We start from the raw sequence: 24,398 nt of genomic DNA, 5'->3' as shown, positions 1-24,398 counted from the left end.
CCGGCGGAGCCGGCGCCCGGCCGGTGGAGGCTTCCGCACGAGGAGGAGGGAGGCGTCACCCCGGAACCGTCGCCGGCCTGAGCGGGATCACCCGGCAGCCGCTCTCACGCGTCGCCGTACGCCTCCCCGCCCACCTCGAACCCCGCCGTGCCCGCCGTCGCGTCCGCGAGCCAGGCGCGGAAGGCGTCCACGTCGGCGTCCGGGAGGCCGATCTCGATGGTGACGGCCTCGCCGTAGCGGACGTCGCGGACCTCGCGGCCGGTGGCGTGCAGGTCGTTCTGGATCTTGCCGGCCCGCTGGTGGTCGACGGTCACCGTGGCCAGCCGGAAGCGGCGACGGGTGATCGTGCCGACGGTGTCCAGGGCCTCGCCGACGGCGCCGCCGTACGCGCGGATGAGGCCGCCGGCGCCCAGCTTGACCCCGCCGTAGTAGCGGGTGACCACGGCGACGACGTACCGCATGTCGCGGCGCAGCAGCATCTGGAGCATCGGGGCGCCGGCGGTGCCGCCGGGTTCGCCGTCGTCGCCGGCCCTCTGCACGGAGGCGTCGGCGCCGATGACGTACGCCCAGCAGTTGTGGGTGGCGTCGGCGTGCTCCTTGCGGACGGCCGCCAGGAACGCCTGGGCCTCCTGTTCGGTGGCAGCCGGGGCGAGCGCGCACAGGAAGCGGGAGCGGTTGATCTCGGTCTCGTGGACGCCCTGGTGGGCGACGGTGCGGTACTCGTCCTGCATCGGGCCAGCCTATGCCGTGACCGGTGCCGCCTCAGCCGCCGTCCTGGCGCCCCCTCGGCACGGCCGTCCAGGTCAGCAGGGTCGCGCCCGGCGCCAGGTCGGCCCAGGTGGGGGCGGACCAGGCCAGGACGGCGACGGCGGAGGTCGGGAACTTCGCGCGGACCGGGTCCAGGGCGTCGTCGAGGGCGTCCCCTGCCAGGTCGAGGACGAGGTCCTGGAGGCCGGGGTTGTGTCCGACCAGCAGCAGGGTGCGGACCTCGGCGGGCGTCTCGCGCGCCACGGCCAGCAGCTCGGGTACGTCGGCGGCGTACAGGCGCGGGTCGTGGCGGACCGGCGGCGGGGTGCCCCACCGGGCCGAGGCCAGTTCCCAGGTCCGCCGGGCGCGCACGGCGGTGGAGCACAGGACGAGGTCCGGCAGGCAGCCGGCGTCGGCCAGGGCCCGGCCGGCGGCCGGGGCGTCGCGCAGGCCGCGCGGGGCGAGCGGCCGCTCGTGGTCGGGCACGCTCGGCGGCCAGGCCGACTTGGCGTGCCGCAGGACGACGAGCCGGCGCGGCGGACCGGCCGCGGTGTCGGCGCTCACGGCGGGGCTCCCACGTCGCGGGTGAGTTCGAGACCGAGGAGACGGTCGGCGTAGGCGTACGTCTCGAAGCGGGCGCCGTCCGGGAGGCGCGGTCCGGCCTCCTCCACCGAGCGCAGCACGCCGAGCACCGCGGGCAGGTCCAGGTCGTCCTCCCAGGCGGTCCGCAGCCGTTCGCGCAGTTCCTCGGGGACCGGACGGGACGGGCTGCGTGCCCAGCCGGCGACGGCCCGACGCCAGCGGGCGAGGGTGGCGTCGGCCTCGCGCAGCGCGGCCGGGCCGAGCGGGGCGGGTGCGCGGTGGTGGTGGGAGAGCAGGGCGAGGCGGAGGGCGGCGGGCTCGTGGTCCGGCCCGGCGCCGTCGTCCGGCCGCACGGGTGCGACCGGGACCCACACCCCTTCTCCCACCGCGGCGTGGCCTTGCGCCGCCACGTGCACGGCCTGGACCTCACCGAATCCGCCGGAGAGGTCCCGGCCGTCCTCGAAGGGGCGGACGCCGAGCGCGGTGGCGGCCGCCCGCAGCTCCGCCTGCTCGCGTTCGCCGGTGAGCACGGGCAGGACGGAGGTACCGCCGAGTTCCAGCGCCCGGACGACGAGATCGGCGACGAGGAGGACGCGGAGCGTGCCGGTGCCGTACCCCGAGGCATGGGCCTCCACGCGGGTCAGGCCGCGGCGGAGGGCGGCGGCGACGACGGGCTCGCCGGTTCGGACGTCGATGATGCGCAGCACGGAGCCGAGCGTAGGCGGGCGCGGGGCCGTTCGCAGTCCGGGTGCGGAATCGGTGCGGGTCGTCCGATGTTGAGCGGATGGGCGCCGCTCGGCGTCGCGTGATGTCCGTCCGTCAGAGGAGGCCGCCGTGTACGGCGACGAGGCAACGATCCGCAGGATCCTCACCGAGCTGGGCGACACCTGGGCGGTGGTGGGACTGTCCACGAATCCGCGACGGGCGGCCTACGGCGTCGCCGAGGTGCTCCAGCGCTTCGGCAAGCGGGTCGTCCCCGTCCATCCCAAGGCGGAGACCGTGCACGGGGAGCGGGGGTACGCCTGTCTCGCGGACATCCCCTTCGACGTGGACGTGGTGGACGTCTTCGTCAACAGCGACCTCGCGGGAGCCGTCGCGGACGAGGCGGTCGCCAAGGGCGCGAAGGCGGTGTGGTTCCAGCTCGGTGTCGTCGACGAGAGCGCCTACGACCGCGCGCGGGCGGCCGGTCTGGAGATGGTGATGGACCGCTGCCCGGCGATCGAGATCCCGCGGCTGGGCTGAAAGGGTGACCGCTCCGGCCCCCTGACACTCCCCGAGGGGGCCTCCATAATGTGCGGGTGACCACCACCCCCCACGCCAACTCCCTTGCCCCGCCTCATGTTCCGGTCGTCGTCGTGGGCGCCGGGCCGGCCGGGCTCACCGTCGGCAACATCCTGCGCGCCGCCCACCTGGACTGCGTGGTGCTGGAGGCGGAGAGCCGCGAGTTCATCGAGGGCGACCCGCGCGCGGGCGTCCTGGAGGAGTGGGCCGTGCAAGGCCTCCGCGAACGGGGCCTCGCCGACAACCTCCTGGAGCGGGCCCGACCGCACACCGCGTGCGAGTTCCGCTTCGGCGGCGAGGGCTACCGCTTCCCCTACGGCGACCTGACGGGTCGTCGCCATTACGTCTACCCCCAGCCGTTGCTCGTGACGGACCTCGTGCGCGAGTACGTGGACGTGCGAGGCGGCGACGCCCGCTTCTCGGTGCGCGACGTCGAGCTGCACGATCTCGACACGGACCGTCCCTCGGTGTCGTACACCTGCCCGCGCACGGGTCAACGGCGGCTGCTGCTGTGCGACTTCGTCGTCGGGGCCGACGGGGCGCGCGGGGTCAGCCGGGCGGCGGTGCCGCCGGAGAAGGCGCGGACGGCCCGGCACGACTACGGCATAGGCTGGCTGGCGCTGCTCGCGCAGGCACCGCCGTCCTCCGACTGCGTGCTGTTCGGCATCCACCCCAACGGGTTCGCCGGGCACATGGCCCGCGGTCCCCAGGTGACCCGGTACTACCTCCAGTGTCCGCCCGGCGACGATCCGAAGAACTGGTCGCACGACCGTGTCTGGAGGGAGCTGCGCGTACGGCTCGGGGCCGTGGACGCCCCGCCGCTCACCGAGGGGCCGCTGATCGAGAGACGCGTGCTCGACATGCACGACTACGTGGTCGAGCCCATGACGTACGGGCGTCTGTTCCTGGCCGGGGACGCGGCGCACCTCGTCGCTCCGATCGCCGCCAAGGGGATGAACCTCGCGCTGCACGACGCGTTCCTGCTCGGCGACGCGCTGGTCGGATATCTGGTCCGGGGCGACGGCGACGGCCTGGACGGCTACTCGCAGACGTGTCTGCGGCGGGTCTGGGACTACCAGGAGTTCTCCCATTGGCTGTCCGAGATCTACCACGGCGTCTCGACGGGCGACCCGTTCCGGGCGGGCACCACCCTGGCCCGGCTGCGCCGCCTGTTCACCTCTCCGGCCGCCGCCGGTGCCTTCGCGGAGCAGTACCTCGGGACGGCGGAACACTACTGACGGGCCGGCCCGGTGGATCGTCTCAGCCCGCGACGCCCAGTCCGTCCAGCACGACCGCGCCGGGCAGTTCGGCGAGCGCCTTGCCCGGCACCAGCAGTTTGCCGCGCCGGCGCCCGCTCCCGACCAGGACGTACGGCAGGTCGACGACGGCCGAGTCCACCAGCACCGGCCAGGCGGCGGGGAGTCCGACGGGGGTGATGCCGCCGTACTCCATGCCGGTCTCCCCCACGGCCGTGTCCATCGCGGCGAAGGAGGCCTTCCGGGCGCCGAGTTGGCGGCGCGCCACCCCGTTGACGTCGACGCGGGTGGTGGACAGGACGACACAGGCGGCGAGGGTGGTGTCGCCGCCGCGTCGGCCGGCGACCACCACGCAGTTCGCCGACCGCTCCAGCAGTTCCCGTCCGTAGTGCTCGACGAAGACGGCCGTGTCGGCCCACTGGGGGTCGGTGTCGACGTAGACGAGTTGGCCGGCGGGGACGCTGCCTGCCCAGTGGCGTACAGCGTCGGCGACCGGGCCGGTCAGCTCGTCGAGGCAGTCGGGGGCGGGCCTGGCGTCGTCGAAGTGTCCGATGGGTGCGTCCATGGAGGCACGCTAACAGCGGCGCCGCGCCGGTCGGCGGGGTGTCTCAGCGCACGGGCGGCACCGACACGGTGAGCACCATCTCGGTGGGGATCCCGCCCTGGTTGGCGTAGGTGTGGGCCGCGTCGGCCTCGAAGGTGACGCTGGCGCCGGCCGGGACGCGGTACTCCGTGCCCTCGACCGTGAGGGTGAGTTCTCCGGCGGTGACGTGGGCGATCTCGACCGTGCCGGCCGGGTGCGGATCGGAGTCGCTGCTGTCGCCGGGCATCAGCCGCCAGTCCCACATCTCCAGCGGGCCGGGCGCCTCCGTGCCGGCGAGGAGGCGGCTGTAGCTGCCCGCGCCGGTGTGCCACAGCCGGACCACCTGGTCCGCGGGCACGACGCGGACCTTGGGTCCCTGCTCGTAGTCGAGGAGGGTGGTGATGCTGATGCCGAGCGCGTCGCCGATCTTGACGACGGTGCCGAGGCTGGGGTTGGTGCGGGCCTGCTCGATCTGGATCAGCATGCCGCGGCTGACTCCGGCGCGGGCCGCGAGGGTGTCGAGGGTGAAGCCGCGTTCGGCGCGCCAGCGCTTGACGTTGCGCGCCAGGGACTGGGTCAGCAGGTCGAGGTCCGCCACATTCCGTCCAATTCCTCCTTTTCCGGACGAGGTCCGGAGTTCACTATTCTGAATGACAGGGTTCATCGTGCTGTACTACGTTGGAGTGCACCCGATCGTGCACCGAACTGTACTGCGAGGAACCGGTGACAGCACTCTTCGCCCTGGCCACGAGCCTCCTGTGGGGCCTGGCCGACTTCGGCGGCGGGCTGCTCGCGCGCCGGGCCCCGGCGCTCACCGTGGTCGTCGTCTCCCAGTCCGTCGCGGCGGCGGCGCTGGGCGCGGTCGTCGTCGCCACCGGCGGCTGGAGCGAGGCCGGGCCACGGCTGTGGTTCGCGGTCGCGGCGGGTCTGGTGGGCCCGGTCGCCCTGCTCTCCTTCTACAAGGCGCTGGCGCTCGGCCCGATGGGCGTCGTGTCCCCGCTCGCCACGCTCAGTGTGGCCGTCCCGGTCTCCGTCGGGCTGTTCCTCGGCGAACGACCGGGGTGGACCCAGGCCGCCGGCATCGCGGTCGCGGTCGTCGGCGTGGTCCTGGCGGGCGGCCCGCAGCTGAGGGGCCCGGCCGTGCGGCGGCGGGCCGTCCTCCTCACCCTGGTCGCGGCTCTCGGCTTCGGCACGGTCTTCGTGCTGGTCACGGAGGCGTCGACCACGGTCACCGGCCTCTTCCTCTCCCTGTTCGTGCAGCGCGTCACCAATGTGCTGGCGGGCGGCGCGGCCCTGTGCGTCGCCGTACGCCGGGGCACACCCGCACTTCCCGAGGGCGGGCTGGCGTGGAACGCGCTGCCCGCGTACGCCTTCGTCGGCCTCGCGGACGTCGCCGCGAACGGCACCTACGCGATCGCCGCCCAGCACGGCCCGGTCACCGTGGCCGCCGTGCTGGCCTCGCTCTACCCGGTGGTGACCACCCTGGCCGCACTCGGCTTCCTGCGGGAGCGGCTGCGCGGGATCCAGGCCGCGGGGGCGGGGCTGGCGCTGGTGGGGACGCTGCTGCTGGCGACGGGCTAACGAGGCGTCGGACCGGGCCGCTCACCTCACCGTTCCGGCTCCAGCGCGGCCAGTCTCGCCGCCGCCTCCTCGTCCAGGCCCGACAGCGCGACCAGTTGGTCGGACGTCACCCCGTCGGGGATCGGCACGGGAGCCGGCGTGCGCAGCGGCGGCTGCCAGCCGGCGGCGGCGGTCCACCGCCGTACGACGCGGGCGGGCGCCCCCGCCACCACGGCGTGGTCCGGCACCGTGCCGCGCACCACCGCGCCGGCCGCGACGACCACGTTCCGTCCGATCCGCGCCCCCGGCAGGATCACCGCGCCGGTGCCGATCCAGCAGCCGGAGCCGATATCCACCGGCTCCATCCGCGGCCACTGCTTGCCGATGGGCTGGTGCGGATCGTCGTAGGAGTGGTTGGTGGAGGTGACGTAGACGTACGGCCCGAAGTAGCAGTCGCTGCCGATGGTGACCGTCGTGTCGGCGATGACATGGCTGCCGCGGCCCAGGACGACGCCGTCGCCCATCCGCAGGATCGGGTCCGGGCCGAGGTCGAGGTCCGGCATCAGGCCGGCCGTCAACGTGACCTGCTCGCCCACGATGCAGTGCGCGCCGAGGTGGATCCACGGCTCGCCGAACACCGTGCCGAGCGGGAAGGCGAGCCGGGTGCCCGGGCCGATCGAGCCGAAGCGGAGGCCGCCGGGGTGTTCCGCGGTGACGGAACCGGTGCGCCGCACCCAGGCCCAGCCCGCGTGGACGGCCCGCTGGGCGAGGCGGCGCCGCCAGGATGAGAACGTGTTCTTGCGCTTCGGCACCCGCTCACCGTACTCAGCGGGCGGTGCGGCCAGGACGCCACGGGCCTGTGATCTTCACCCCACCCGGTGGCGGTACCGTGCGGGGAAGGACGGACGCGAGGAGACGGTGATGACGCACAAGGCGCTGATCGTGGGCATCGGCGGCAGGGAACCGAACGTCGACGAGGAGGCGTTCGTGGCGCCGACGTCCTCCGTCATCGGGGACGTGACGCTGGCGGCGGGCGCGAGCGTCTGGTACGGCGCCGTGCTGCGCGGTGACGTCGAACGGATCTCCGTCGGGGCGCGGAGCAACATCCAGGACAACTGCACGCTGCACGCCGACCCCGGATTCCCCGTGACCATCGGCGAGCGGGTCTCCGTCGGGCACAACGCGGTCGTCCACGGGGCGAGCGTCGGCGACGACTGTCTGATCGGGATGGGTGCGACCGTGCTCAACGGCGCGGTGATCGGGGCGGGTTCGCTGGTCGCCGCCCAGGCGCTGGTGCCGCAGGGGATGGAGGTGCCACCGGGTTCACTGGTGGCGGGGGTGCCGGCGAGGATCAGGCGGGAGCTGACCGAGGAGGAGCGTCAGGGCGTCACGCTCAACGGCACGCTGTACGCCGACCTGGCCAAGGCCCACGACGGGATCCACGGCTAGGGCGCTCGTTCGGATCGTGCCGGGCTCGTGGGGTCCGGCACCGCTCCGTGATCCGGCCTGATCCGAGCGAGAGACCCCTGTGCGGTCCCGCGAGGACGCTCGCGTCCGCGACCTACTCGGCGGCCGCGACCGTCTCGGCCTTCGGCTCGGCCTCCGCCTCAGCCTCGGCGTGCTGCCCGGCGTCCTTCGCCTTGCGCTTGAGCACGATCATGGAGGTGAGGCCGATGAGCACGGCCATCACCAGGCCCAGCCAGGAGAACCTCTTGAGCCAGGACTCCGCGACGACACCCACGTAGTAGATGACGGCCGTCGTCCCGCCCGCCCACACGATGCCGCCGAGCAGGTTGGCGGTGAAGAACCTCCAGTACGGCATGTGCAGGACGCCCGCGAGCGGCCCGGCGAAGATCCGCAGCAGGGCGATGAAACGGCCGAAGAAGACGGCCCACATGCCCCACTTCTCGAAGGACCGCTCCGCCGTGGCGATGTGCCCCTCGCTGAAGTGCCGGGGGAACTTCTTGCCCAGCCAGGCCAGCATGGGCCGGCCGCCCTTGCGGCCGATGGCGTAGCCGATGGAGTCGCCGATCACCGCGCCGGCCGTGGCGCAGGCGCCGAGGATCACGGGGTTGATGTCTCCGTGCTGGGAGGCGAGCAGCGCCGCGGAGACGAGGACGATCTCCCCCGGCAGCGGGATGCCCAGGCTCTCCAGTCCGATGACCAGGCCCACCAGCCCGTAGATGGCGACCGCGGGTACGGCCTCGAGCCATTCCTGGACGTGCACCGCCGGTTCCTCCCGTTCGGGTCCTGCTTCGAGTCCTGCTTCCCGGCGCGCGCCGCGACCGGGCGCACGCCGGGAAGCCTACCGGGTCGGGCGGGACGCCGATCCGTCGTGGACGCCCCGCGATGCGGCCCCGCGCCACCATGGACGCGGGGGCCAGGTCCCTCGCCCCGGCGGGCCGGTGTGCGGATGGGGGGGCGGGAGAGCCGCTCGCCGTCGCCGTCGCCGGAGGGGCGGGGAGCCTCTCGCCGCCACCGTCGCCGAAGGGGGCGGGGAACCGCTCGCCGCCACCGTTGTTGGACGGGGCGGAAAACCTCTCGTCGCCACCGTTGCCCGACGGACCCGTCCCGGGTGGCCCGGCCGGCCCGGCCGGCCCGGCCGGCCCGTTCAGCCGCCGAGCGCGGTGGTCAGGCCGGTGAGGGTGACGTCCACGCCCCGGTCGACGCCGCCGAGTACTTCGTCGACCGCTGCGACCGGACCGGGGAGGGCGCGGGCCGTGGGCGCGGGCTCCGGTTCCTGCGCGCAGCAGTCGGCCTGGACGAAGCGCTTCTCGTACTCGGGCGCGGGCGCGGTGGAGGGCGCGGACTCCTCGGGAGCGGGAACGGGAACGGGAGCGGGAACGGGAGCCGGAGCGCTGCCGTCCGGCCGCGGGGACCGGGCCGCGTCCGGGGCGCCGGACGGTTGCCCGGTGTCCCGTTCCCCGGTGTCCGGCTCGCCCGCGGCCGGGGGCCGCCCGGCCTCCGCCGCCACGTCGAACTCCCATCGCTGACCCGCCGATCCGTCCCGTTCCATGACGGTGACGTGCGTCCGTGACCGCCCCGCGCCGGGCGCGACCACGAGGTCCTCGCCGCCGCGCCGCAACAGCAGCTCTCCGCGCACGGTGAGATCGAAGAAGACGCTGCCGGAGGGCACCGCGCACCCGCCCAGCGTGACCGTCCCGCGTCGGGGGCCGACGGCCAGGCAGAGGGACGGGGCGGCGGCGCTGCGCAGCAGTCCGTCGTTCTGGTACGACCACTGCTGGGACGCCGCCGGGGAACAGGCCGCCAGGAGGGCGGACGCCCCGGTCTCGGCCCGGCCGCCGTCGACGTCCAGGCAGAGTCCCGTGGCCGTGGCGCGCAGGCGGCCGTGGGCGATCTCCGCGGGGTTCCCGGCGGAGGCGGTGGCGGGCAAGGACCGGGTGGACGCGGGGCGCTCCGGGGTGGCCGCATCCGTGCCGGTGTCCGTGGCGCCGGTGCCGCCGGCGGGCGCGCCCCAGGTGGCGCCGGGGACCGGGACACCGTTGTCACCGGACCAGCCGCGGGTGGCCAGGACGGTCGTGAGCAGGGCGAGGGAGGTCAGTCCGACGCCCACCAGGACGGTCCGGGAGCGGTGCCGCGGCAGGGCGAGCAGGCCGACGGAGGTGGTGCGGTGGCGGCCGGTGCCGCCGGACGGGCGAGCCGCGGCCGGCCGGATCGCCGTCGCCGTTTCGGCGGCGGCGCGCCCGGGGCGGGAGTCGAGGTAGCGGCGGGCGCCCCAGCCGAGGACCGTCTCGGCGAGCAGGACGTCCAGTCCGCCGTCGAAATGGCTGAACTGTTCGGCCGCGTGCCGGCAGTGGCGGCACTGAGCCAGATGGTCGCGGACTTCGGGCAGCAGGGTCCCGCCGCGACGCAGGGGAACGTCGAGAAGGCGGTTGTGGAAACGGCATTCGCTCGACGGGGCGAGTTCCCGGTGGGCGCGTACACAGCCGGTACGGAATTGTTCCCGCGCCCGTTCCAGACCGGCCCTGGCGGTGAGGGTGTCCACGCCCAGCAGACGGGCCGGTATGGAGAGGGGTTCGGCCTCCACTTCCGTATGCCACAGGAGGCATTGGGAGGCGGCGGGCAGGAACTGGAAAGCGCGTTCGGCGAGTTGTCGCCTTTCGGGGGTGACGGACCGGGCGGCGCGCAGTCCGCGGCCGCCGACGGTTTTGCGCAATTCCGGCAGGACGGCGACGACTCCGTCCGCGCCGGCCCAGTCGTGGACCATGTCGCGTACGGTGACCAGGAGTTGGGGACGCAGCGCGCCACCGAGGTGTCCTCCCGCCAGGCGTGCGAACACGTCGTGGAAGGCCGCGGAGGCCACCAGGGGCGCGGCCTCTCCGGTGTCGGCCAGGCAGACGGTGGCGTAGTCGTGGGCAGCGCGCCAGTGCCGGGCGAGGAGCAGGGCGACGGCGCGGGGGTGACCGCCGGCCGTGCCCAGCCGGGCGGCGAGGTCGCGGTCGGAATCCCCGGGGGTCCATCCGGGGCGGGGCGGGTACGGCGGGCGTGGGGGGTTCGGGGACTGCACGGAACCGTTTCCTTCCGATGCGGCGAACGGCACACGAAATACGCGTCCGTCGGAAAGCAGGTGCCTGATCGGTATGTACTTCCGAGCTGACCAGGCATGCTGCCGTGATCAACCGGTCTGGGGGGAGGCTCACCTTCGCACACGCGCGTCACAGGAAACAAGGAGTTCGAGTGACCGGAGTTCAGAACGCGCGCTTTCCCCTTTAGTTACCGCCGGTATCCGCACCCCTATTCGAAATTCTCCGGAGCGGGCAGCGCCAACCCCTGTACGGGAAAAGCCCGATGCCGCACGGAATCTCCGAGGTGCCGCCCACGCCCTGCGGCCCGACCCCGGCCCACAGGTGTCCCAGAGGCGCCTCTCGGGGAACTCCCATCCCCGTGGTCCAGCATGACCGCCATGAACGCGCCCGGCCCTCCCGTCCCCCACCCTTCCGCCCTCGGTCCTTCCTCCCCTCCCCCTCCCCCTCCCCCGCCCGCGTCCGCCGTCCCCACCGTCCGCAAGGCGGTCGTCCCTGCGGCCGGGCTCGGCACCCGATTCCTGCCCGCGACGAAGGCGACGCCGAAGGAGATGCTCCCGGTCGTCGACAAGCCGGCCATCCAGTACGTGGTCGAGGAGGCCGCCGCGGCGGGACTGGACGACGTGCTGATGGTCACGGGCCGCCACAAGCGGGCCATCGAGGACCACTTCGACCACGCCTTCGAACTGGAGCAGGCCCTCGCGGCCAAGGGCGACACCGTGCGACTGGACGCGGTGCGCGGTCCAGCCCGGCTCGCGGACATCCACCACATCCGCCAGCGGGATCCGCTCGGCCTCGGTCACGCCGTGCTGTGCGCCCGCAGCCATGTGGGCGACCAGCCGTTCGCCGTCCTCCTCGGCGACGACCTCATCGACCCTCGCGACGCCCTGCTCAGCCGCATGCTGGAGGTCCGCGACCGGTACGCGGGCAGCGTCGTCGCCCTGATGGAGGTCCCGCCCGAACAGGTGCGCCTCTACGGCTGCGCGGCCGTCGAGCCGTCCGGCGAGGACGGCGTCGTACGGGTCACGGGACTGGTGGAGAAGCCCGCGCCCGAGGACGCGCCGAGCCGGTACGCGGTCATCGGACGGTACGTCCTGGATCCCGCCGTCTTCGACGTCCTGGAGCGTACGGCGCCCGGCCGCGGCGGCGAGATCCAGCTCACCGACGCCCTCCAGCAACTGGCCTCGGGCGGCACGGTGCACGGCGTCGTCTTCTCCGGCCGCCGCTACGACACCGGCGACAAGGCCGACTACCTGCGCACGGTGGTCCGGCTGGCCTGTGACCGGGACGACCTGGGCCCGCGCTTCGTGGCCTGGCTCAAGGAGTTCGTGGCGGAACTCGGGGAGGGCGGAGCGACGGGAGCGAGCGAGCGGCGGCTCGAGGACAGGGACCGACGGATCGCGTGACTCCGACGCAGTGCGGTCCGGACGCAAGCCCACCGGCGCTCCGGACGCGGACGCCCGCCGGTGCGGCGGCGGTCGCCCGCGGTCAGGCTCCGTGAAGCCCGGTGACGGGAGGGGAAGGGGCTCAGCCTTCGCGCCGGGGAACATGGCCAGGGCCTGGGAGCGCTGTGCGACGAGGTCGTCGTAGGTGCCGTCGCGCTCGGCCCAGCGGTGCATGAGGCCGCCTTCACCAGGATTTCGCGGGGAACCTTCGAGAGCGATTGCACGACCTCGGTCAGGAGGTCGTCGAGCGCCAGCGCCTGCGGGTTCACCTCTTCCTGACCTGCCGTGGCGACGGCCGGCGGGACGAGTTCGACGACGCTGACGCCGGTACCGTCGAGTTGCGCGCGCAGTGCCTCGGAGTAAGTGCCTCGAAGTAGGCGTGCACCGCGGCCTTCGAGGACGAACACCGGCCTCCCGGAAGGGCGCCCAGAACGGCCGCGCCACGCTCGGCGGGCTCGTCATGGCCGCGGGCCGCGGCCTTGGCGACAAGGAGACGTCAGCGAGCCCCCCGAGATCGACGGCCGGCGGCTTCCGGGGTCTACCCCGGCGCCACCCCCCTCACGGGCGGGTGAGGATTTCGGCTCCGCTGTCGGTGATGGCGATCGTGTGCTCGCTGTGCGCGGTCCGGCAGCCCGTCGCGCTGCGCAGCGTCCAGCCGTCGGCGTCGGTGACGAGTGTGGCCGTGTCGGCCATGACCCAGGGCTCCAGGGCGAGCAGCAGTCCGGGGCGCAGCTTGTAGCCGCGGCCGGGCCGTCCGATGTTCGCGACGTGTGGGTCCTGGTGCATGGTGGAGCCGATGCCGTGGCCTCCGAACTCGGTGTTGATCGGGTAGCCCGCCTTGCTGAGGACCGTGCCGATGGCGTGGGAGAGGTCGCCGATGCGCGCCCCGGGCTTGGCCGCGGCGATGCCGGCGGCGAGTGCGCGCTCGGTCGTCTCGATCATCGCGACGCTCTCCGCCGGCCTGGCCTTGCCCACCAGAAAGCTGATCGCGGCGTCCGCGGCCACCCCGCCCCGGGCAACGGCGAGGTCGAGAGTCAGCAGATCCCCGTCCGCCAGCGTGTAGTCGTGAGGCCGCCCATGGAGCACTGCGTCGTTGACGGCCGTGCAGATGTAGTGCCCGAAGGGGCCGCGCCCGAAGGACGGCGCGTAGTCGACGTAGCAGGACTGCGCCTCCGCCTCGGTGATCATCTCCTTGGCCCACTGGTCGATGTCCAGCAGGTTCGTCCCAACCGCGCTGCGCTGCTTCAGCGTGTGCAGGATGTGTCCGACCAGGGCGCCGGTGTCCCTCGCCCGCTCGAGCCGCGCGGAGTTCAGGATCTCAATCATGGGGGACCTCTCATGCGCTCCAATAACTATCCCGGTCTAACTATACCGGGATTAGAATGGGGTCATGGTCAGGTCGCCGCTCACCCCCGCCGAGGTAGCACGCGGACAGCGCCTCGGCGCCCTGCTCCGCCGAGCCCGGGGCTGCCGTCCGATGCTGGACGTGGCGCTCGCTTCGCACATCTCGCCCGAGACTCTGCGGAAGATCGAGTCCGGCCGTGTGGCCACCCCCGCCTTCCCGACCATCGCAGCGATCGCCGACACCCTCGGCCTGTCCCTCGACGCGGTCTGGGCCGAGATCAGCCAGGCGGAGGGAGCGGTCGAGGATCAGTCGGTCCTGCCTGTCGCACGGCATGCGTCGCTGGTTTCGTAACGCGGCACCCGGACAGTCAGCGGCTCCCTGACCGCGCCAGTACGCCCGCGCACACGCCGATCACCTCGTCGGCCGACCCGAGCACCGCCGGGCGGGTACCTGCGGGTGGGCACCGCCGGGCGGACCTCGGCGGCTGCACCGACCTGGCCGCCTGTCGGCTCCGCGCCTCCTGCCCGAAGGGCGCGAGCGCTCTCACCCTGGCGATATGCCCGCACGGGGGGGCAGGTGTGGCAGACCCGGTGGCCGACACACTCGCGGCAGGCGGCGACATCGCCTCCACTTCGGCATCGCGGTGCGGTGGGAGATCCGCTCCTCCCGCTCGCGCACCGCCACCCACCGCGACCTGCGTTTTCAACGCCTTCTCCGGCCTCACCGCGCGTCGCCCCGACCGAATCCTCCAGCGCCGCGTTGATCAGATCGGCCGGATCACCCTGGCTCCGGCACCGCCTCGAAGATCGCCGCCGGGAGTACACGGCCGGCGCTCGGGCGAGTGCTCATGAGCGTGTGACCAGGGAAGAAGCGTGTGAGGCGACACGTTGCAAGTCACCGGAAGATCCTCCGAACGGGGGCCAGCCGCAGCACCTCACCGCCTCGGACAATCGGGGCCGACGGCCTACGACACCTTTCCGGCATCTTCCGGCCCGCCCGGGAGGGACGGCCTCGGGGCGGCCGAAGCCGCGTCCGGGGCCTTCCCCGCAGGGCGCCCGCTCAGCCGTTGGGCCGCAGGGTCCACACCACCGTCATCTCACCGGTGACGGCCCCGTCCGCGCGGCGGATCTCGATCGCCACGGGGAACTCGGGCCGCTCCCCGGCGTCCAGCTCGGCGACGACGTCGGCGGCCGGACGCCCCAGCGTGGCCGTCGCGGTGACGGCTCCCATGGCGAGCTTGCGGTAGCCGATCTCGGCACGGACGGCGAGCGGCACGGCACGCGACAGCTGGTCCCCGAACGCGGCGAGCACGATCGCCCCGCTCGCGGACTCACCGAGCGTGAACATCGCCCCGGCGTGCGGTCCGCCCACGTGATTGTGGAACGCGCCCTGGTCCGGCAGCGCCAGCACGGCCTTCTCTGGCCCCGTCTCGAGGAACTCGAGATTGAGGGTGCGGGCCATGGGCACGGTGGCGGCGAGCATCTCGCCGATGGACATCTGGTCGGGGCTCATGCCGCGATGTTACCCATGAGTAGCGCCGACTGGCCAGGGGCGGAGCAGAGCACCCGACGCGGGAACCGGCGTGCCGCGGCCGATTCGGTACCGCCCTGACGAGGGGTGGTGACCTGTTCGTGTCATGAACGGCACTAGGGTTTCTGGCCATGTGGCCAGGACAGCAGCCGCCCGGGGGAGAGCAGAACCCGCAGGCGCAGAACAACCCGTACCAGCAGCCGGGATACCAGCAGCCGAATCCGTATCAGCAACCCGGATACCAGCAGCCGCCCACCAACCCCTATCCGCAGACACCACCCCAGTGGGGCACGCCGGGGGCCCCGGGCTCCCCGCAGTCCGGCGGTGGCGGCGGCGACCGGACGAAGGTGGTGGCGATCGTGGCCGCCGCTGCCGTTCTCGTGGCGGCCGGTGTCACCGGGTTCCTGGTGCTCGGTGGCGATGACGACGAGAAGCCGCAGGCCAAGGGCAGCGCCGGCCCCACGGTGTCGGTCGAGCCGAGCGGCTCGGCCTCGGCCTCGTCGTCGGCCGGCACGGACGACAACCCACGCGGCACCGAGACCGAGAAGCCGACCGTCGCGGGCTGGAAGGTCGTCGTGAACCCCAAGTGGGGTATCGCCTTCGACGTGCCCGCGGACTGGGAGGTCCAGTCGCCGGGACTCAGCCAGGGCTTCGAGTGGGAGGACAAGGAGAAGCCCGACGGCTACGACTCGATCATTCAGTCGGGCACGGCCGAGTACAAGTCGAAGTGGTGCACGACCGACGACGACAAGGACGGCAAGACCGACGACACCGCGCTGGCCATGGTCGGCAGCAAGGGTGCCGAAGGGGCCAAGAGCACCGACGAGATCGCCATGAACACGCCCGCCTGGTGGGTCTTCGGCGGCTACACCGAGCCGGACCGCAAGAGCATCACCTTCGACAAGAAGGCCACCGCCTTCACCACCGCCTCCGGTGTCAAGGGCAGTTACGCCTGGGCGCAGTCGACCAACACGCCCCAGAAGGGCAAGTGCGACAGCGACGGCAAGGCGATCACCTTCGGATTCAAGAACGCCGACAACGACTACGTGTCGTGGAACCTGTACGGCGCGAAGGGCGTGAAGGACGAGCTGCCGCAGGCGACGATCATGCAGATCCTCGCCACGGTGCGACTGCACGGGGAACCGACCGGAGGCTGAGGCGCCACCCCCGCACGCGCGCCCGAAGCCGACCGGGCCGATCATCGGTTTGGCGGATCGGTGGCCGGGCGGGGATAGTCGGCCGGTGACCTCAGCCGCCGACCCCCGTCCCCGCCTGCGCAGACCCTCCTGGGCGGGCCGCAACTACAGCCTGCTGACGGCCGCCGCGTTCGTCACGGGCCTCGGCAGCAACGGTGCCCTCATCGCCGCCGCGTTCGCCGTCCTCGAATCCGGCGGCGACGGCGGCGACGTCGGTCTGGTGGCGGCAGCCCGCACGCTGCCGCTGGTGCTGTTCCTGCTGATCGGCGGCGCCGTCGCCGACCGACTGCCGCGGCACCGGGTGATGGTCGCGGCCAACGCCCTGAACTGCGTGTCGCAGGCCGCGTTCGCGGCGCTCGTCCTGACCGGCGAACCGCGGCTGTGGCAGATGATGCTGCTGACCGCGCTCGGCGGCACCGGCCAGGCGTTCTTCAGTCCGGCCGCCGAGGGCATGCTGATGTCCTCGGTGCGGGGCGAGCAGGCCGGGCGGGCGTTCGCGGTGTTCCGGATGGCGATGCAGGGAGCGGGCTTCGGCGGCGCGGCTCTCGGCGGGGCCATGGTCGCGGTGATCGGGCCGGGCTGGGTGCTCGCGGCGGACGCCGCCGCCTTCGCCGTCGCCGGGTCGCTGCGCGCCTTCCTCGACGTCTCACACATCCCGACGCGCGAGCGGGGCGGCGGCATCCTGGCCGATCTGCGCGAGGGCTGGCAGGAGTTCAGCGGCCGCCCGTGGCTGTGGGGCGTCGTGCTCCAGTTCTCGATCGCGAACGCCGTCGTCGGAGCCGCCGACGCGGTCTACGGCCCCCTCGTCGCCCGGGAACACCTGGGCGGGGCGGGCCCCTGGGGTCTCGCCCTCGGCTGCTTCGGCGTGGGCACGGTGGTCGGCGCGTTGCTGATGACCCGCTGGAAACCGCGCCGCCTGCTCTTCGTCGGCACCCTCTGCGTCTTCCCCCTGGCCCTGCCGTCGGCGGCCCTGGCCGTGCCGGTGCCCGTGGGCGTCCTGTGCGCGGTGATGTTGCTGACCGGCATCACCCTGGAGGTGTTCGGCGTGTCCTGGATGACCGCCCTCCACCAGGAGATCCCGGAGGAGAAGCTCTCCCGCGTCTCGGCCTACGACTGGTTCGGCTCGGTCGCCCTGGTCCCCCTGGCCATGGCGCTGGCGGGCCCCTCCGAATCCCTCTTCGGCCGCACGGCCTCCCTGTGGGGCTGTGCCGTCCTCGTCGTCGTGGTCACGGCGGCGGTCCTGTGCGTACCGGACGTACGCGACCTGACCCGGCGTACCAAGCCGGTGACCGGACGGCCGGCGGTCGCGGACCCCGTCGGGCCCCGTCCGGAGCCGCACCCGGGCGACGGTGCCCCCGACCCGGCCCGGGCGACGACGGACGGAGGCGGCGGCACGCTCGGGTGAGACCCGCGGGCCCCCTCGATCCACGCCTGCGATTCACGCCCTCGATCCATGTCGCCGATGCCGCACCCCGGCAGCCCGGCACGGGCTTCGCCACCGGTGCGGCGACGGAGCGTACCTCGCGTCCCCGCCGGTGGGAGCGCGTGCCGGTTCGTCCGATGCCGGACGCCCCGCGGACGGGACGGTCTCCTCGTCGTCCGGGCCGCGCACTCAGGGCCGAGGCAGAGACGCACCGGCACCCCGCCGTCCGTCCTCCGAGGGACCGGACGGGCCGAGGCGCGCGAGGGGGGAAGGGTATGCCTCTTCACCCGATCCCGAACGCCCCGTCGGGCGGCACCGGTGACGGCACCGCGTCCTCGTCGCCCACCGGGTGGGCGTCACCGATGAACTCGCGCAGTGCCGGGCCGTGTTCGACCCGGGCGGGAAAGGCGTCCGAGGCGGTGCGGCGGGCCAGGGGCGGGACGTCCAGGGGCCGGTGGGCGGCGACGAGAACGGCGTTGCCGAACCGGCGGCCGCGCAGGACCGCCGGTTCGGCGATGACCGCGAGTTGCGTGAACACCTCGGCGAAGGTGGCGAGTTGGGAGCGCAGGAAGTCGAAGGGGGCCGCGTCCGCGAGGTTCGCCAGGTAGACGCCGTCCGCGCGCAGGACCCGTACGGCCTCGCGGGCGTAGGACAGGGTCGTCAGGTGGGCGGGGACGCGGGAGCCGCCGAAGACGTCTGCCACGAGGACGTCGACGGATGCGGCCGGGGCCGTCTCCAGCCAGGCCCGCGCGTCGGCCGCGTGCAGGGTGATCCCGGCGCCGGGCGGGACGGGCAGGTGCCGTCCGACGAGATCCAGCAGGCCCCGGTCCGCCTCCACGACGTCCTGCCGGGAGCCCGGCCGGGTGGCGGCCAGGTACCGGGGCAGGGTGAGCGCCCCGCCGCCGAGGTGCAGCACGTCCAGCGGACGCCCTTCCTCGGCCACGGTGTCCAGGACGTGCCCGAGCCGCCGGGCGTACTCGAACTCCAGGTGCGTGGGCTCGTCCAGGTCGACGTACGACTGCGGCGCCCCGTCGACCGTCAGCAGCCAGGCCCGCTCCCGGTCGACGTCGGGCATCAGCTTGGCGGTGCCGTGGTCGACGGCTCGGGTGACGGGTATGGAGTCGTTCACCCCGTCATTCTGCCTGCGCACCCGGCATGGGCAGGGGCTTCGCCGGGTGGGCGGCGACCTGCCGGGCGGCGGGCGCCTGCGGGGGCGGGCGCCTGCGGGGGCGGGCGCTTGCCGGGAGGCGGGCGCTTGCCGGGAGGCGGGCGCTTGCCGGGAGGCGGAGACCTGCGGGAGGCGGCAGCCTGCCGGAGGCGGAAGCCCGCCGACGGGCGCACGTCTGCCAGGGCAAGCCGAGCCCGCCGGAGCCCGGCTGGGGCGTAGGCCCCTACCGGTGTTGCGGCCCCCTTCCTGGGTTAGGGACCCCTGCCGGGAGGGCGGAGACCTGCCCAAGCCGAGCCTGGCCAGGGCGTGCGCCGAGAACGCGGGCGAGCCCCTACCGGAGACGCGGACGCCTGCCGACGGGCGCACGTCTGCCGAGGGAAGCCGAGCCCGGCCGGAGCCCGGCCGGAGCCCGGCTGGGGCGTGGGCCGAACAGGGGCCGAGCCCCTACTGGCCGGACTCCTACCGGGGGGACTCCTACCGGGGGCGACCCTTGCCGGAGACCGAGCCCGGCCGGGGCGTGCGCCGAGGAGGGGTGCGCCCCCTCAGCCGGGAGGACGGACCCCCAGCCGAGGGGGCGGACCCCTGACCGAGGCTGGAGCCCGGCCGGGATACGAGCCGAACGGAGACGCGAGCGTCAGCCGCGGGGCGGACCCCAGCCGGGAGGACGGACCCCCGCCCGAGACCGAGCCCGGTCGGGGCGCGGGCCGAGCAGGGGCGCGAGCCAGGCGGCGGCACGGGCCCCGTGCTCGCCCCCCGTCACTCGACGGCGGTCACCGTTCCCGCGCCCACGGTCCGTCCGCCCTCCCGGACGGCGAAGCCGAGACCGGGCTCCAGCGGCATCTCGCGGCCCAGTTCGACGGTCATGGTGACCGTGTCACCGGGCCGCGCGACCGCGACCTCGCCGAGGTCGACGTCCCCGACCACGTCCGCCGTACGGATGTAGAACTGCGGCCGGTACCCGCTGGAGACGGGCGTGGAGCGCCCGCCCTCCCGCGTGGACAGGACGTACACCCGCGCCGTGAATCGCCGGCTCGGCACGACGCTCCCCGGCGCGGCCACCACGTGCCCGCGCCGGACGGCGTCCCGCGGCACACCCCGCAGGAGCAGCGCCACGTTGTCCCCGGCCTGCGCCTCCTCCATCGGCTTGCCGAAGGTCTCCAGGCCGGTCACCACCGACTCGACGCCGGCGCCGAGCACCTCGATCCGGTCGCCGAGGCGGACCGTGCCGCGCTCCACGGCGCCGGTGACGACCGTCCCGCGCCCGGTGATGGTGAGCACGTTCTCCACCGGCAGCAGGAACGGCGCGTCCACGTACCGCTCGGGCATCGGCACATAGGTGTCCACCGCGTCGAGCAGCGCGTCGATCGACGCCGTCCACCGCGGGTCGCCCTCCAGCGCCTTCAGCCCCGAGACCCGCACGACAGGCGCGGAGTCGCCGCCGTATCCGTTGGCGCTGAGCAGGTCGCGGACCTCCAGCTCGACGAGGTCGATCAGCTCCTCGTCGCCCGCGTCGGCCTTGTTGAGGGCGACGACGATGTGGTCGACCCCCACCTGGCGGGCGAGGAGGACGTGTTCGGCGGTCTGCGGCATGATCCCGTCGAGCGCGGACACGACGAGGATCGCCCCGTCGAGCTGCGCGGCGCCGGTGACCATGTTCTTGACGTAGTCGGCGTGGCCCGGCATGTCGACGTGCGCGTAGTGCCGGGTGTCGGTCTCGTACTCGACGTGCGCGATGTTGATGGTGATGCCGCGCGCCGCCTCCTCGGGGGCGCGGTCGATGCGGTCGAACGGCACGAAGGTGCCGGCTCCGCGCTCGGCCAGGACCTTGGTGATGGCGGCGGTGAGGGTGGTCTTGCCGTGGTCGACGTGACCCATGGTGCCGATGTTCAGGTGCGGTTTCGTGCGCACGTAAGCCGTCTTGGGCATGGCGATACCTGGAAGCCTCTCGAGGATGCTGTGTGACGGCCCCGGCGGCGATGGACGCGCCGGCCGGGACGGGGACCCCGAGGGACTCGCCGACCCTCCCCCTGCGGGGTCCGCCGGTCGATCCGGAGAGGGTCAGCTTCGGGCGCCGTCGACAGCGGCCGCGAGAACGGGAACGGCAGCCTTCGGCGCGTCCGCGACTGCGGATGCGGCGAGGTGGAAGGCGTACCGGAACATGCGGTCGATCCTCGCCGACGGTGGAACCGGTGTCGAACGGTTTTCCCTCGGCGGGCGAAAGCCGGTCGGGCGGCTGCCGGACCACATCCGGACCGCCGCCGGATCACATCATCCGGGCCACCGCGCCGACGCGCCGGTCATACCCGGCCATACCCAGTCATGCCCCGATGTTCCTGAGTGCCTCGCGCACGGTCAGCGGTGCGAAGCGCCCCCGTTCGCGGACGAGGAAGGCGCGGACGGCGTCCGGGTCGGTCCGGGCGTATTCGCGCAGGGACCAGCCGATCGCCTTGCGGACGAAGAAGTCGGGGTGGCCGGACTGGCGCAGACAGTGGCCGAACAGCCGGTCGACGTCGGTGCGGTCCTTGTACGCGAGCTGGTGCAGCAGGGCGGCGCGGGCGACCCACAGGTCGTCGTCGGCGATCCACGCGTCCATCTCGACGGCGAGGCGCGGATCGGCGGCGACGAGGGCGCCGACGACGTGCACGGCGAGCAGGTCGACGGTGTCCCACCAGGGGACGGTGGTGATCAGCCGGCGGGTGACGGGCAGGAACGCCGAGGAGCAGCGCCCGGCGAACCGGCGCAGGTAGTCCACGGCGAAGTACTGGTACTCGCGCGGCGGCAGCGCCCAGCAGCGCAGCGCGATCGCCGTGCAGTCGGATTCCTCCGGGCGGGGCGTGCCGGCGAGGACGGTCCGGGACAGGGCCCGCCGCCCGGGTGCGGGGATGCCCAGGAAGGGGGCGACGTCCTTCATGTACGCGCGCATGGCCACCGCCCTGGCGGGATCGGCCGCGGCGCCGTACGCGGCGGTCAGCCGCTCCAGGACGGTGTCGGCGAGAGCGCTCGGCGGTCCGTCCGCCGCCACCGCTCCTGTGACGGTCATGAGACGAACCATACGGCGATCACACATGGCCTTCGGTTAGTGTCGCCGGATGCTCGATGCCCACACCCGCTCTGGGGGCACCGCCACGGCCTCTCCCCGGGCCACCGCCACTGAGCTGGTCGTCCCCGTACCGCTCACCGCCCTGCCCCTGGTCGCCCCGGCGCCGACGGGGTTCGCCGCGCGCTGCACGAGAGCCCTGCTCTCGCCGTGGGCGCGGTTCTCGCTGCTGGTCGCGCTGCTCCTGGCGGCCGCGTCGAGCGTGCTCCTCTTCGAGCCGCAGCGGCTGCTCTCGGAGGGCTGGCCACCCCAACTGGGCGGTGTCGCCGCGGCGTCGGTGTTCGCGGCGGCGTACGGGCTGTGCACGGTGGCGTTCGTGCCGCGGCCGTTGCTGAACCTGGCCGCCGGAGCGCTGTTCGGCGCGCAACTGGGGACCGGCGCGGCGCTGGCGGGCACGGTGCTGGGCGCCGGGCTCGCCTTCGGTCTGGGCCGGCTCCTCGGCCAGGACGCGCTGCGGCCCCTGCTGCGGGGACGGCTCCTGAAGGCGGCTGACGGTCAGTTGAGCCGGCACGGGCTGCGGTCGATGCTGGCGGCCCGTCTGTTCCCGGGAGTGCCGTTCTGGGCGGCGAACTACTGCGCCGCCGTCTCCCGCATGGGCTGGCTGTCGTTCCTGCTCGCGACCGCGCTCGGTTCGATCCCGAACACGGCGGCGTACGTCGTCGCCGGGGCCAACGCCTCCTCCCCCACCTCGCCGATCTTCCTGGTCTCGATGGCGGCCATCGCGCTGCCCGCGGCGGTGGGCACGGTGGTGGCCTGGCGCAAACGCCACCACCTGCGCCGCCGCTGACCCTTCGCGAGCGCCCCGCCGGGGGTCAGACGCCTTCGAGGATCATCGCGTTGGCGAGACCGCCGGCCTCACACATCGTCTGGAGGGCGTAGCGGGCGCCGCGTTCGCGCATGGCGTGGACCAGGGTCGTCGTCAGCCGGGTGCCGCTCGCGCCCAGCGGGTGGCCGAGCGCGATCGCGCCACCGCGCACGTTGACCCTGTCGAGGTCGGCGCCGGTCTCCTGCGCCCAGGCGAGTACGACGCTGGAGAAGGCCTCGTTGACCTCGAACAGGTCGATGTCGTCCAGGCGCAGGCCCGCCCGGCGCAGCACCTTCTCGGTCGCCGGGATGACGCCGGTGAGCATCAGCAGCGGGTCGGAGCCGGTGACGGCGAAGCTGTGCAGGCGGGCCAGCGGGCGCAGCCCGAGCCGGGCGGCGGTGGAGCCGGAGGTGATCAGCACGGCGGAGGCGCCGTCGTTGATCGGGCTGGCGTTGCCCGCGGTGACGTTCCACTCGATCTGGGGGAAGCGCTCCGCGAAGGCGGGGTCGTGGTAGGCGGGCCGGAGCCCTGCCAGCACCTCCAGGCTGCTGTCGGGGCGGACGCACTCGTCGCGCGCGACGCCGTCCAGGGGCGCGGTCTCGGCGTCGAAGAGGCCCTTCTGCCAGGCCTCGGCCGCCTTGCGGTGCGAGGAGACGGCGAAGGCGTCCATCTGCTCGCGGGTGATCGACCACTTGGCGGCGATGAGTTCGGCACTGATGCCCTGGGGGACGAGGCCCTCCGGATAGCGCTCGGCGATGCCGGGGCCGAAGGGGTCCTTGCCGGGCGGCACGTTGGACCACATCGGCACGCGGCTCATCGACTCCACGCCGCAGGCCACGACGAGGTCGTAGGCGCCGGAGATGACGCCCTGCGCCGCGAAGTGCACGGCCTGTTGGGAGGAGCCGCACTGCCGGTCGACCGTGGTCGCGGGCACCGTCTCGGGGAAGCCCGCCGACAGGGCGGCGTAGCGGGTGGTGTTCATGGCCTGCTCGCCGACCTGGTCGACGGTGCCGCCGATGACGTCGTCGATGAGCGCCGGGTCGACGCCGGAGCGTTCGACCAGGGCGCGCAGGGTGTGGGCGAGGAGTTCGACGGGGTGGACCTGGGCGAGGGAGCCGTTCGGCTTGCCCTTGCCGATGGGGGTGCGTACGGCTTCGACGATGACTGCGTCACGCATGTGCGGGCCTCCTTGGCCGCCGGGCGGTGCTCGCTCCGCCGGGGCACGGCACTTACTGGTGAGTAGGAAATCCGGACTCACCATAACGCCGTAGGTTGGAAAATCAAACCCACAAGTTGGAGAATCCAACTCTCCTCTAGACTTACCGGTATGGCCGCCTCGACCAAAGACCCGCGTCCCTGTTCCATCGCCGACGCCCTGGCGCTCGTCGGTGAGAAGTACTCCCTGCTCGTCCTGCGGGAGGTGTGCCTGGGCAACGGCCGCTTCGACCAGCTCGTCCGCAACATCGGCGCCCCGCGCGACATCCTGGCCACCCGACTGCGCCGGCTCGTGGACGCGGGGATCCTGACCAAACGCGCCTACAGCGAACGCCCCCAGCGCTTCGAGTACCGGCCCACCCGGGCGGGACTCGAACTGGAACCGGTCCTGCTGACACTCATGGCGTGGGGCGACCGCCACCTGCGCACGGACGACGACCGCCCCATGGTCGTCGAGCACGTCTGCGGCAACGAGATGGTCCCCACGGTCACCTGCACCGCCTGCGGCGCCCCGATCCACCACGAGGACCTCTCGGCGCACCCCCAGGTCCCGGGCTGGACGGTGACGGGCCCGGCGGCCGCCTAAGGGCCAGGGCCGGGGTTCGGGTTCCACGGATGGAC

24 protein-coding genes and 1 pseudogene are annotated in these 24,398 nt (G+C 73.5%); 10 read left to right on the top strand and 15 right to left on the bottom strand.

What is annotated here, in order from left to right:
- Positions 1-104: 104 nt before the first annotated feature.
- Genes ACFYO5_RS06570 through ACFYO5_RS06560 form a run of 3 tightly spaced genes read right to left on the bottom strand, consistent with a single transcriptional unit; the run spans position 105 to position 2,036 of the window.
- On the bottom strand, positions 105-731 hold the full coding sequence (locus ACFYO5_RS06570) for a YigZ family protein (protein WP_356562844.1): 627 nt from the start codon (positions 729-731) through the stop codon (positions 105-107).
- Between the two features lie 31 nt (positions 732-762).
- Positions 763-1,311 carry a SixA phosphatase family protein gene (locus tag ACFYO5_RS06565; protein WP_388704964.1) on the bottom strand — a complete coding sequence of 183 codons (549 nt, stop codon included), beginning with the start codon at positions 1,309-1,311 and terminating at the stop codon, positions 763-765.
- Positions 1,308-2,036 (bottom strand): hypothetical protein, encoded by a 729-nt coding sequence (locus ACFYO5_RS06560; protein ID WP_388704962.1) that lies wholly within the window; start codon positions 2,034-2,036, stop codon positions 1,308-1,310. Before ACFYO5_RS06560 ends, ACFYO5_RS06565 begins: the two co-directional genes overlap by 4 nt.
- A gap of 127 nt (positions 2,037-2,163) precedes the next feature.
- On the opposite strand from ACFYO5_RS06560, the gene ACFYO5_RS06555 reads away from it, so the two are divergent.
- Together ACFYO5_RS06555 and ACFYO5_RS06550 are read left to right on the top strand one after the other, a co-directional pair.
- Positions 2,164-2,571, top strand: coding sequence for a CoA-binding protein (locus ACFYO5_RS06555; RefSeq protein WP_388704959.1), 408 nt, complete (start codon positions 2,164-2,166; stop codon positions 2,569-2,571).
- A gap of 56 nt (positions 2,572-2,627) precedes the next feature.
- Positions 2,628-3,848 carry a 4-hydroxybenzoate 3-monooxygenase gene (locus ACFYO5_RS06550; RefSeq protein WP_388704956.1) on the top strand — a complete coding sequence of 407 codons (1,221 nt, stop codon included), beginning with the start codon at positions 2,628-2,630 and terminating at the stop codon, positions 3,846-3,848.
- A gap of 22 nt (positions 3,849-3,870) precedes the next feature.
- On the opposite strand, the gene ACFYO5_RS06545 is transcribed toward ACFYO5_RS06550, so the two are convergent.
- Both ACFYO5_RS06545 and ACFYO5_RS06540 read right to left on the bottom strand, forming a co-directional pair.
- Positions 3,871-4,431: a YbaK/EbsC family protein gene (locus ACFYO5_RS06545; RefSeq protein WP_388704953.1), complete on the bottom strand. Its 561-nt coding sequence runs from the start codon at positions 4,429-4,431 to the stop codon at positions 3,871-3,873.
- A gap of 43 nt (positions 4,432-4,474) precedes the next feature.
- Entirely contained in the window at positions 4,475-5,047 is a 573-nt protein-coding gene (locus tag ACFYO5_RS06540; protein WP_356562835.1) for an XRE family transcriptional regulator, read from the bottom strand.
- A 125-nt stretch (positions 5,048-5,172) separates the two neighbouring features.
- Between ACFYO5_RS06540 and ACFYO5_RS06535 the strand changes: the two genes are divergently transcribed.
- A complete protein-coding gene (locus tag ACFYO5_RS06535; protein ID WP_388704949.1) occupies positions 5,173-6,030 on the top strand; it encodes an EamA family transporter in 858 nt (285 codons plus the stop codon).
- Between the two features lie 26 nt (positions 6,031-6,056).
- Here the strand turns inward: ACFYO5_RS06535 and ACFYO5_RS06530 are convergent, their stop codons facing one another.
- Complete coding sequence (locus ACFYO5_RS06530) at positions 6,057-6,821, bottom strand: acyltransferase (RefSeq protein ID WP_388704946.1); 765 nt, start codon at positions 6,819-6,821, stop codon at positions 6,057-6,059.
- Between the two features lie 109 nt (positions 6,822-6,930).
- Here ACFYO5_RS06530 and ACFYO5_RS06525 point away from each other — a divergent pair, with 109 nt between their 5' ends.
- Positions 6,931-7,458, top strand: a complete 528-nt coding sequence (locus tag ACFYO5_RS06525) for a gamma carbonic anhydrase family protein (protein WP_388704943.1) — start codon at positions 6,931-6,933, stop codon at positions 7,456-7,458.
- A gap of 112 nt (positions 7,459-7,570) precedes the next feature.
- Here ACFYO5_RS06525 and ACFYO5_RS06520 read toward each other — a convergent pair whose 3' ends face one another.
- Together ACFYO5_RS06520 and ACFYO5_RS06515 are read right to left on the bottom strand one after the other, a co-directional pair.
- A complete protein-coding gene (locus ACFYO5_RS06520; protein WP_388704940.1) occupies positions 7,571-8,236 on the bottom strand; it encodes a DedA family protein in 666 nt (221 codons plus the stop codon).
- Positions 8,237-8,620: 384 nt separating this feature from the next.
- Entirely contained in the window at positions 8,621-10,537 is a 1,917-nt protein-coding gene (locus tag ACFYO5_RS06515) for a ricin-type beta-trefoil lectin domain protein (protein WP_388704936.1), read from the bottom strand.
- A 396-nt stretch (positions 10,538-10,933) separates the two neighbouring features.
- Between ACFYO5_RS06515 and galU the strand changes: the two genes are divergently transcribed.
- Positions 10,934-11,959 (top strand): UTP--glucose-1-phosphate uridylyltransferase GalU, encoded by a 1,026-nt coding sequence (gene galU / locus ACFYO5_RS06510; RefSeq protein ID WP_388704933.1) that lies wholly within the window; start codon positions 10,934-10,936, stop codon positions 11,957-11,959.
- A 126-nt stretch (positions 11,960-12,085) separates the two neighbouring features.
- Here galU and ACFYO5_RS06505 read toward each other — a convergent pair.
- Positions 12,086-12,440, bottom strand: a pseudogene (locus ACFYO5_RS06505) (oxidoreductase); the annotation flags it as partial.
- Between the two features lie 116 nt (positions 12,441-12,556).
- Positions 12,557-13,324: a type I methionyl aminopeptidase gene (gene map / locus ACFYO5_RS06500; RefSeq protein ID WP_388704930.1), complete on the bottom strand. Its 768-nt coding sequence runs from the start codon at positions 13,322-13,324 to the stop codon at positions 12,557-12,559.
- A gap of 64 nt (positions 13,325-13,388) precedes the next feature.
- Between map and ACFYO5_RS06495 the strand changes: the two genes are divergently transcribed.
- Complete coding sequence (locus ACFYO5_RS06495; RefSeq protein ID WP_388704927.1) at positions 13,389-13,694, top strand: helix-turn-helix transcriptional regulator; 306 nt, start codon at positions 13,389-13,391, stop codon at positions 13,692-13,694.
- Between the two features lie 708 nt (positions 13,695-14,402).
- Here ACFYO5_RS06495 and ACFYO5_RS06490 read toward each other — a convergent pair.
- Positions 14,403-14,840, bottom strand: coding sequence for a DUF4442 domain-containing protein (locus ACFYO5_RS06490; protein WP_356563159.1), 438 nt, complete (start codon positions 14,838-14,840; stop codon positions 14,403-14,405).
- 164 nt (positions 14,841-15,004) lie between these two features.
- Between ACFYO5_RS06490 and ACFYO5_RS06485 the strand changes: the two genes are divergently transcribed.
- Together ACFYO5_RS06485 and ACFYO5_RS06480 are read left to right on the top strand one after the other, a co-directional pair.
- A complete protein-coding gene (locus tag ACFYO5_RS06485; protein WP_388704924.1) occupies positions 15,005-16,030 on the top strand; it encodes a hypothetical protein in 1,026 nt (341 codons plus the stop codon).
- A gap of 85 nt (positions 16,031-16,115) precedes the next feature.
- Positions 16,116-17,474: an MFS transporter gene (locus ACFYO5_RS06480; protein ID WP_388704921.1), complete on the top strand. Its 1,359-nt coding sequence runs from the start codon at positions 16,116-16,118 to the stop codon at positions 17,472-17,474.
- Positions 17,475-17,775: 301 nt separating this feature from the next.
- Here ACFYO5_RS06480 and ACFYO5_RS06475 read toward each other — a convergent pair whose 3' ends face one another.
- The 3 genes from ACFYO5_RS06475 to ACFYO5_RS06465 form a co-directional block, all read right to left on the bottom strand.
- Complete coding sequence (locus tag ACFYO5_RS06475) at positions 17,776-18,621, bottom strand: spermidine synthase (RefSeq protein WP_388704918.1); 846 nt, start codon at positions 18,619-18,621, stop codon at positions 17,776-17,778.
- A 795-nt stretch (positions 18,622-19,416) separates the two neighbouring features.
- Positions 19,417-20,586 (bottom strand): elongation factor Tu, encoded by a 1,170-nt coding sequence (gene tuf, locus ACFYO5_RS06470; RefSeq protein WP_388704915.1) that lies wholly within the window; start codon positions 20,584-20,586, stop codon positions 19,417-19,419.
- A 391-nt stretch (positions 20,587-20,977) separates the two neighbouring features.
- Complete coding sequence (locus tag ACFYO5_RS06465; RefSeq protein ID WP_388704912.1) at positions 20,978-21,700, bottom strand: DNA alkylation repair protein; 723 nt, start codon at positions 21,698-21,700, stop codon at positions 20,978-20,980.
- Between the two features lie 49 nt (positions 21,701-21,749).
- Here ACFYO5_RS06465 and ACFYO5_RS06460 point away from each other — a divergent pair, with 49 nt between their 5' ends.
- Positions 21,750-22,544 carry a TVP38/TMEM64 family protein gene (locus ACFYO5_RS06460; RefSeq protein ID WP_388704909.1) on the top strand — a complete coding sequence of 265 codons (795 nt, stop codon included), beginning with the start codon at positions 21,750-21,752 and terminating at the stop codon, positions 22,542-22,544.
- A gap of 25 nt (positions 22,545-22,569) precedes the next feature.
- Here the strand turns inward: ACFYO5_RS06460 and ACFYO5_RS06455 are convergent, their stop codons facing one another.
- The gene (locus ACFYO5_RS06455; RefSeq protein WP_388704906.1) at positions 22,570-23,739 is read right to left on the bottom strand and encodes a thiolase family protein; all 1,170 of its coding nucleotides are present in this window, start codon (positions 23,737-23,739) and stop codon (positions 22,570-22,572) included.
- 150 nt (positions 23,740-23,889) lie between these two features.
- On the opposite strand from ACFYO5_RS06455, the gene ACFYO5_RS06450 reads away from it, so the two are divergent.
- Positions 23,890-24,363 (top strand): helix-turn-helix domain-containing protein, encoded by a 474-nt coding sequence (locus ACFYO5_RS06450; protein ID WP_356562808.1) that lies wholly within the window; start codon positions 23,890-23,892, stop codon positions 24,361-24,363.
- The last annotated feature ends 35 nt before the right edge of the window (positions 24,364-24,398 follow it).

This window comes from Streptomyces sp. NPDC006259, from assembly GCF_042870975.1.
Taxonomy (GTDB): domain Bacteria; phylum Actinomycetota; class Actinomycetes; order Streptomycetales; family Streptomycetaceae; genus Streptomyces.
Note: the sequence above shows the minus strand (reverse complement) of the source record. Positions and strands in the feature narration are given on the sequence as shown.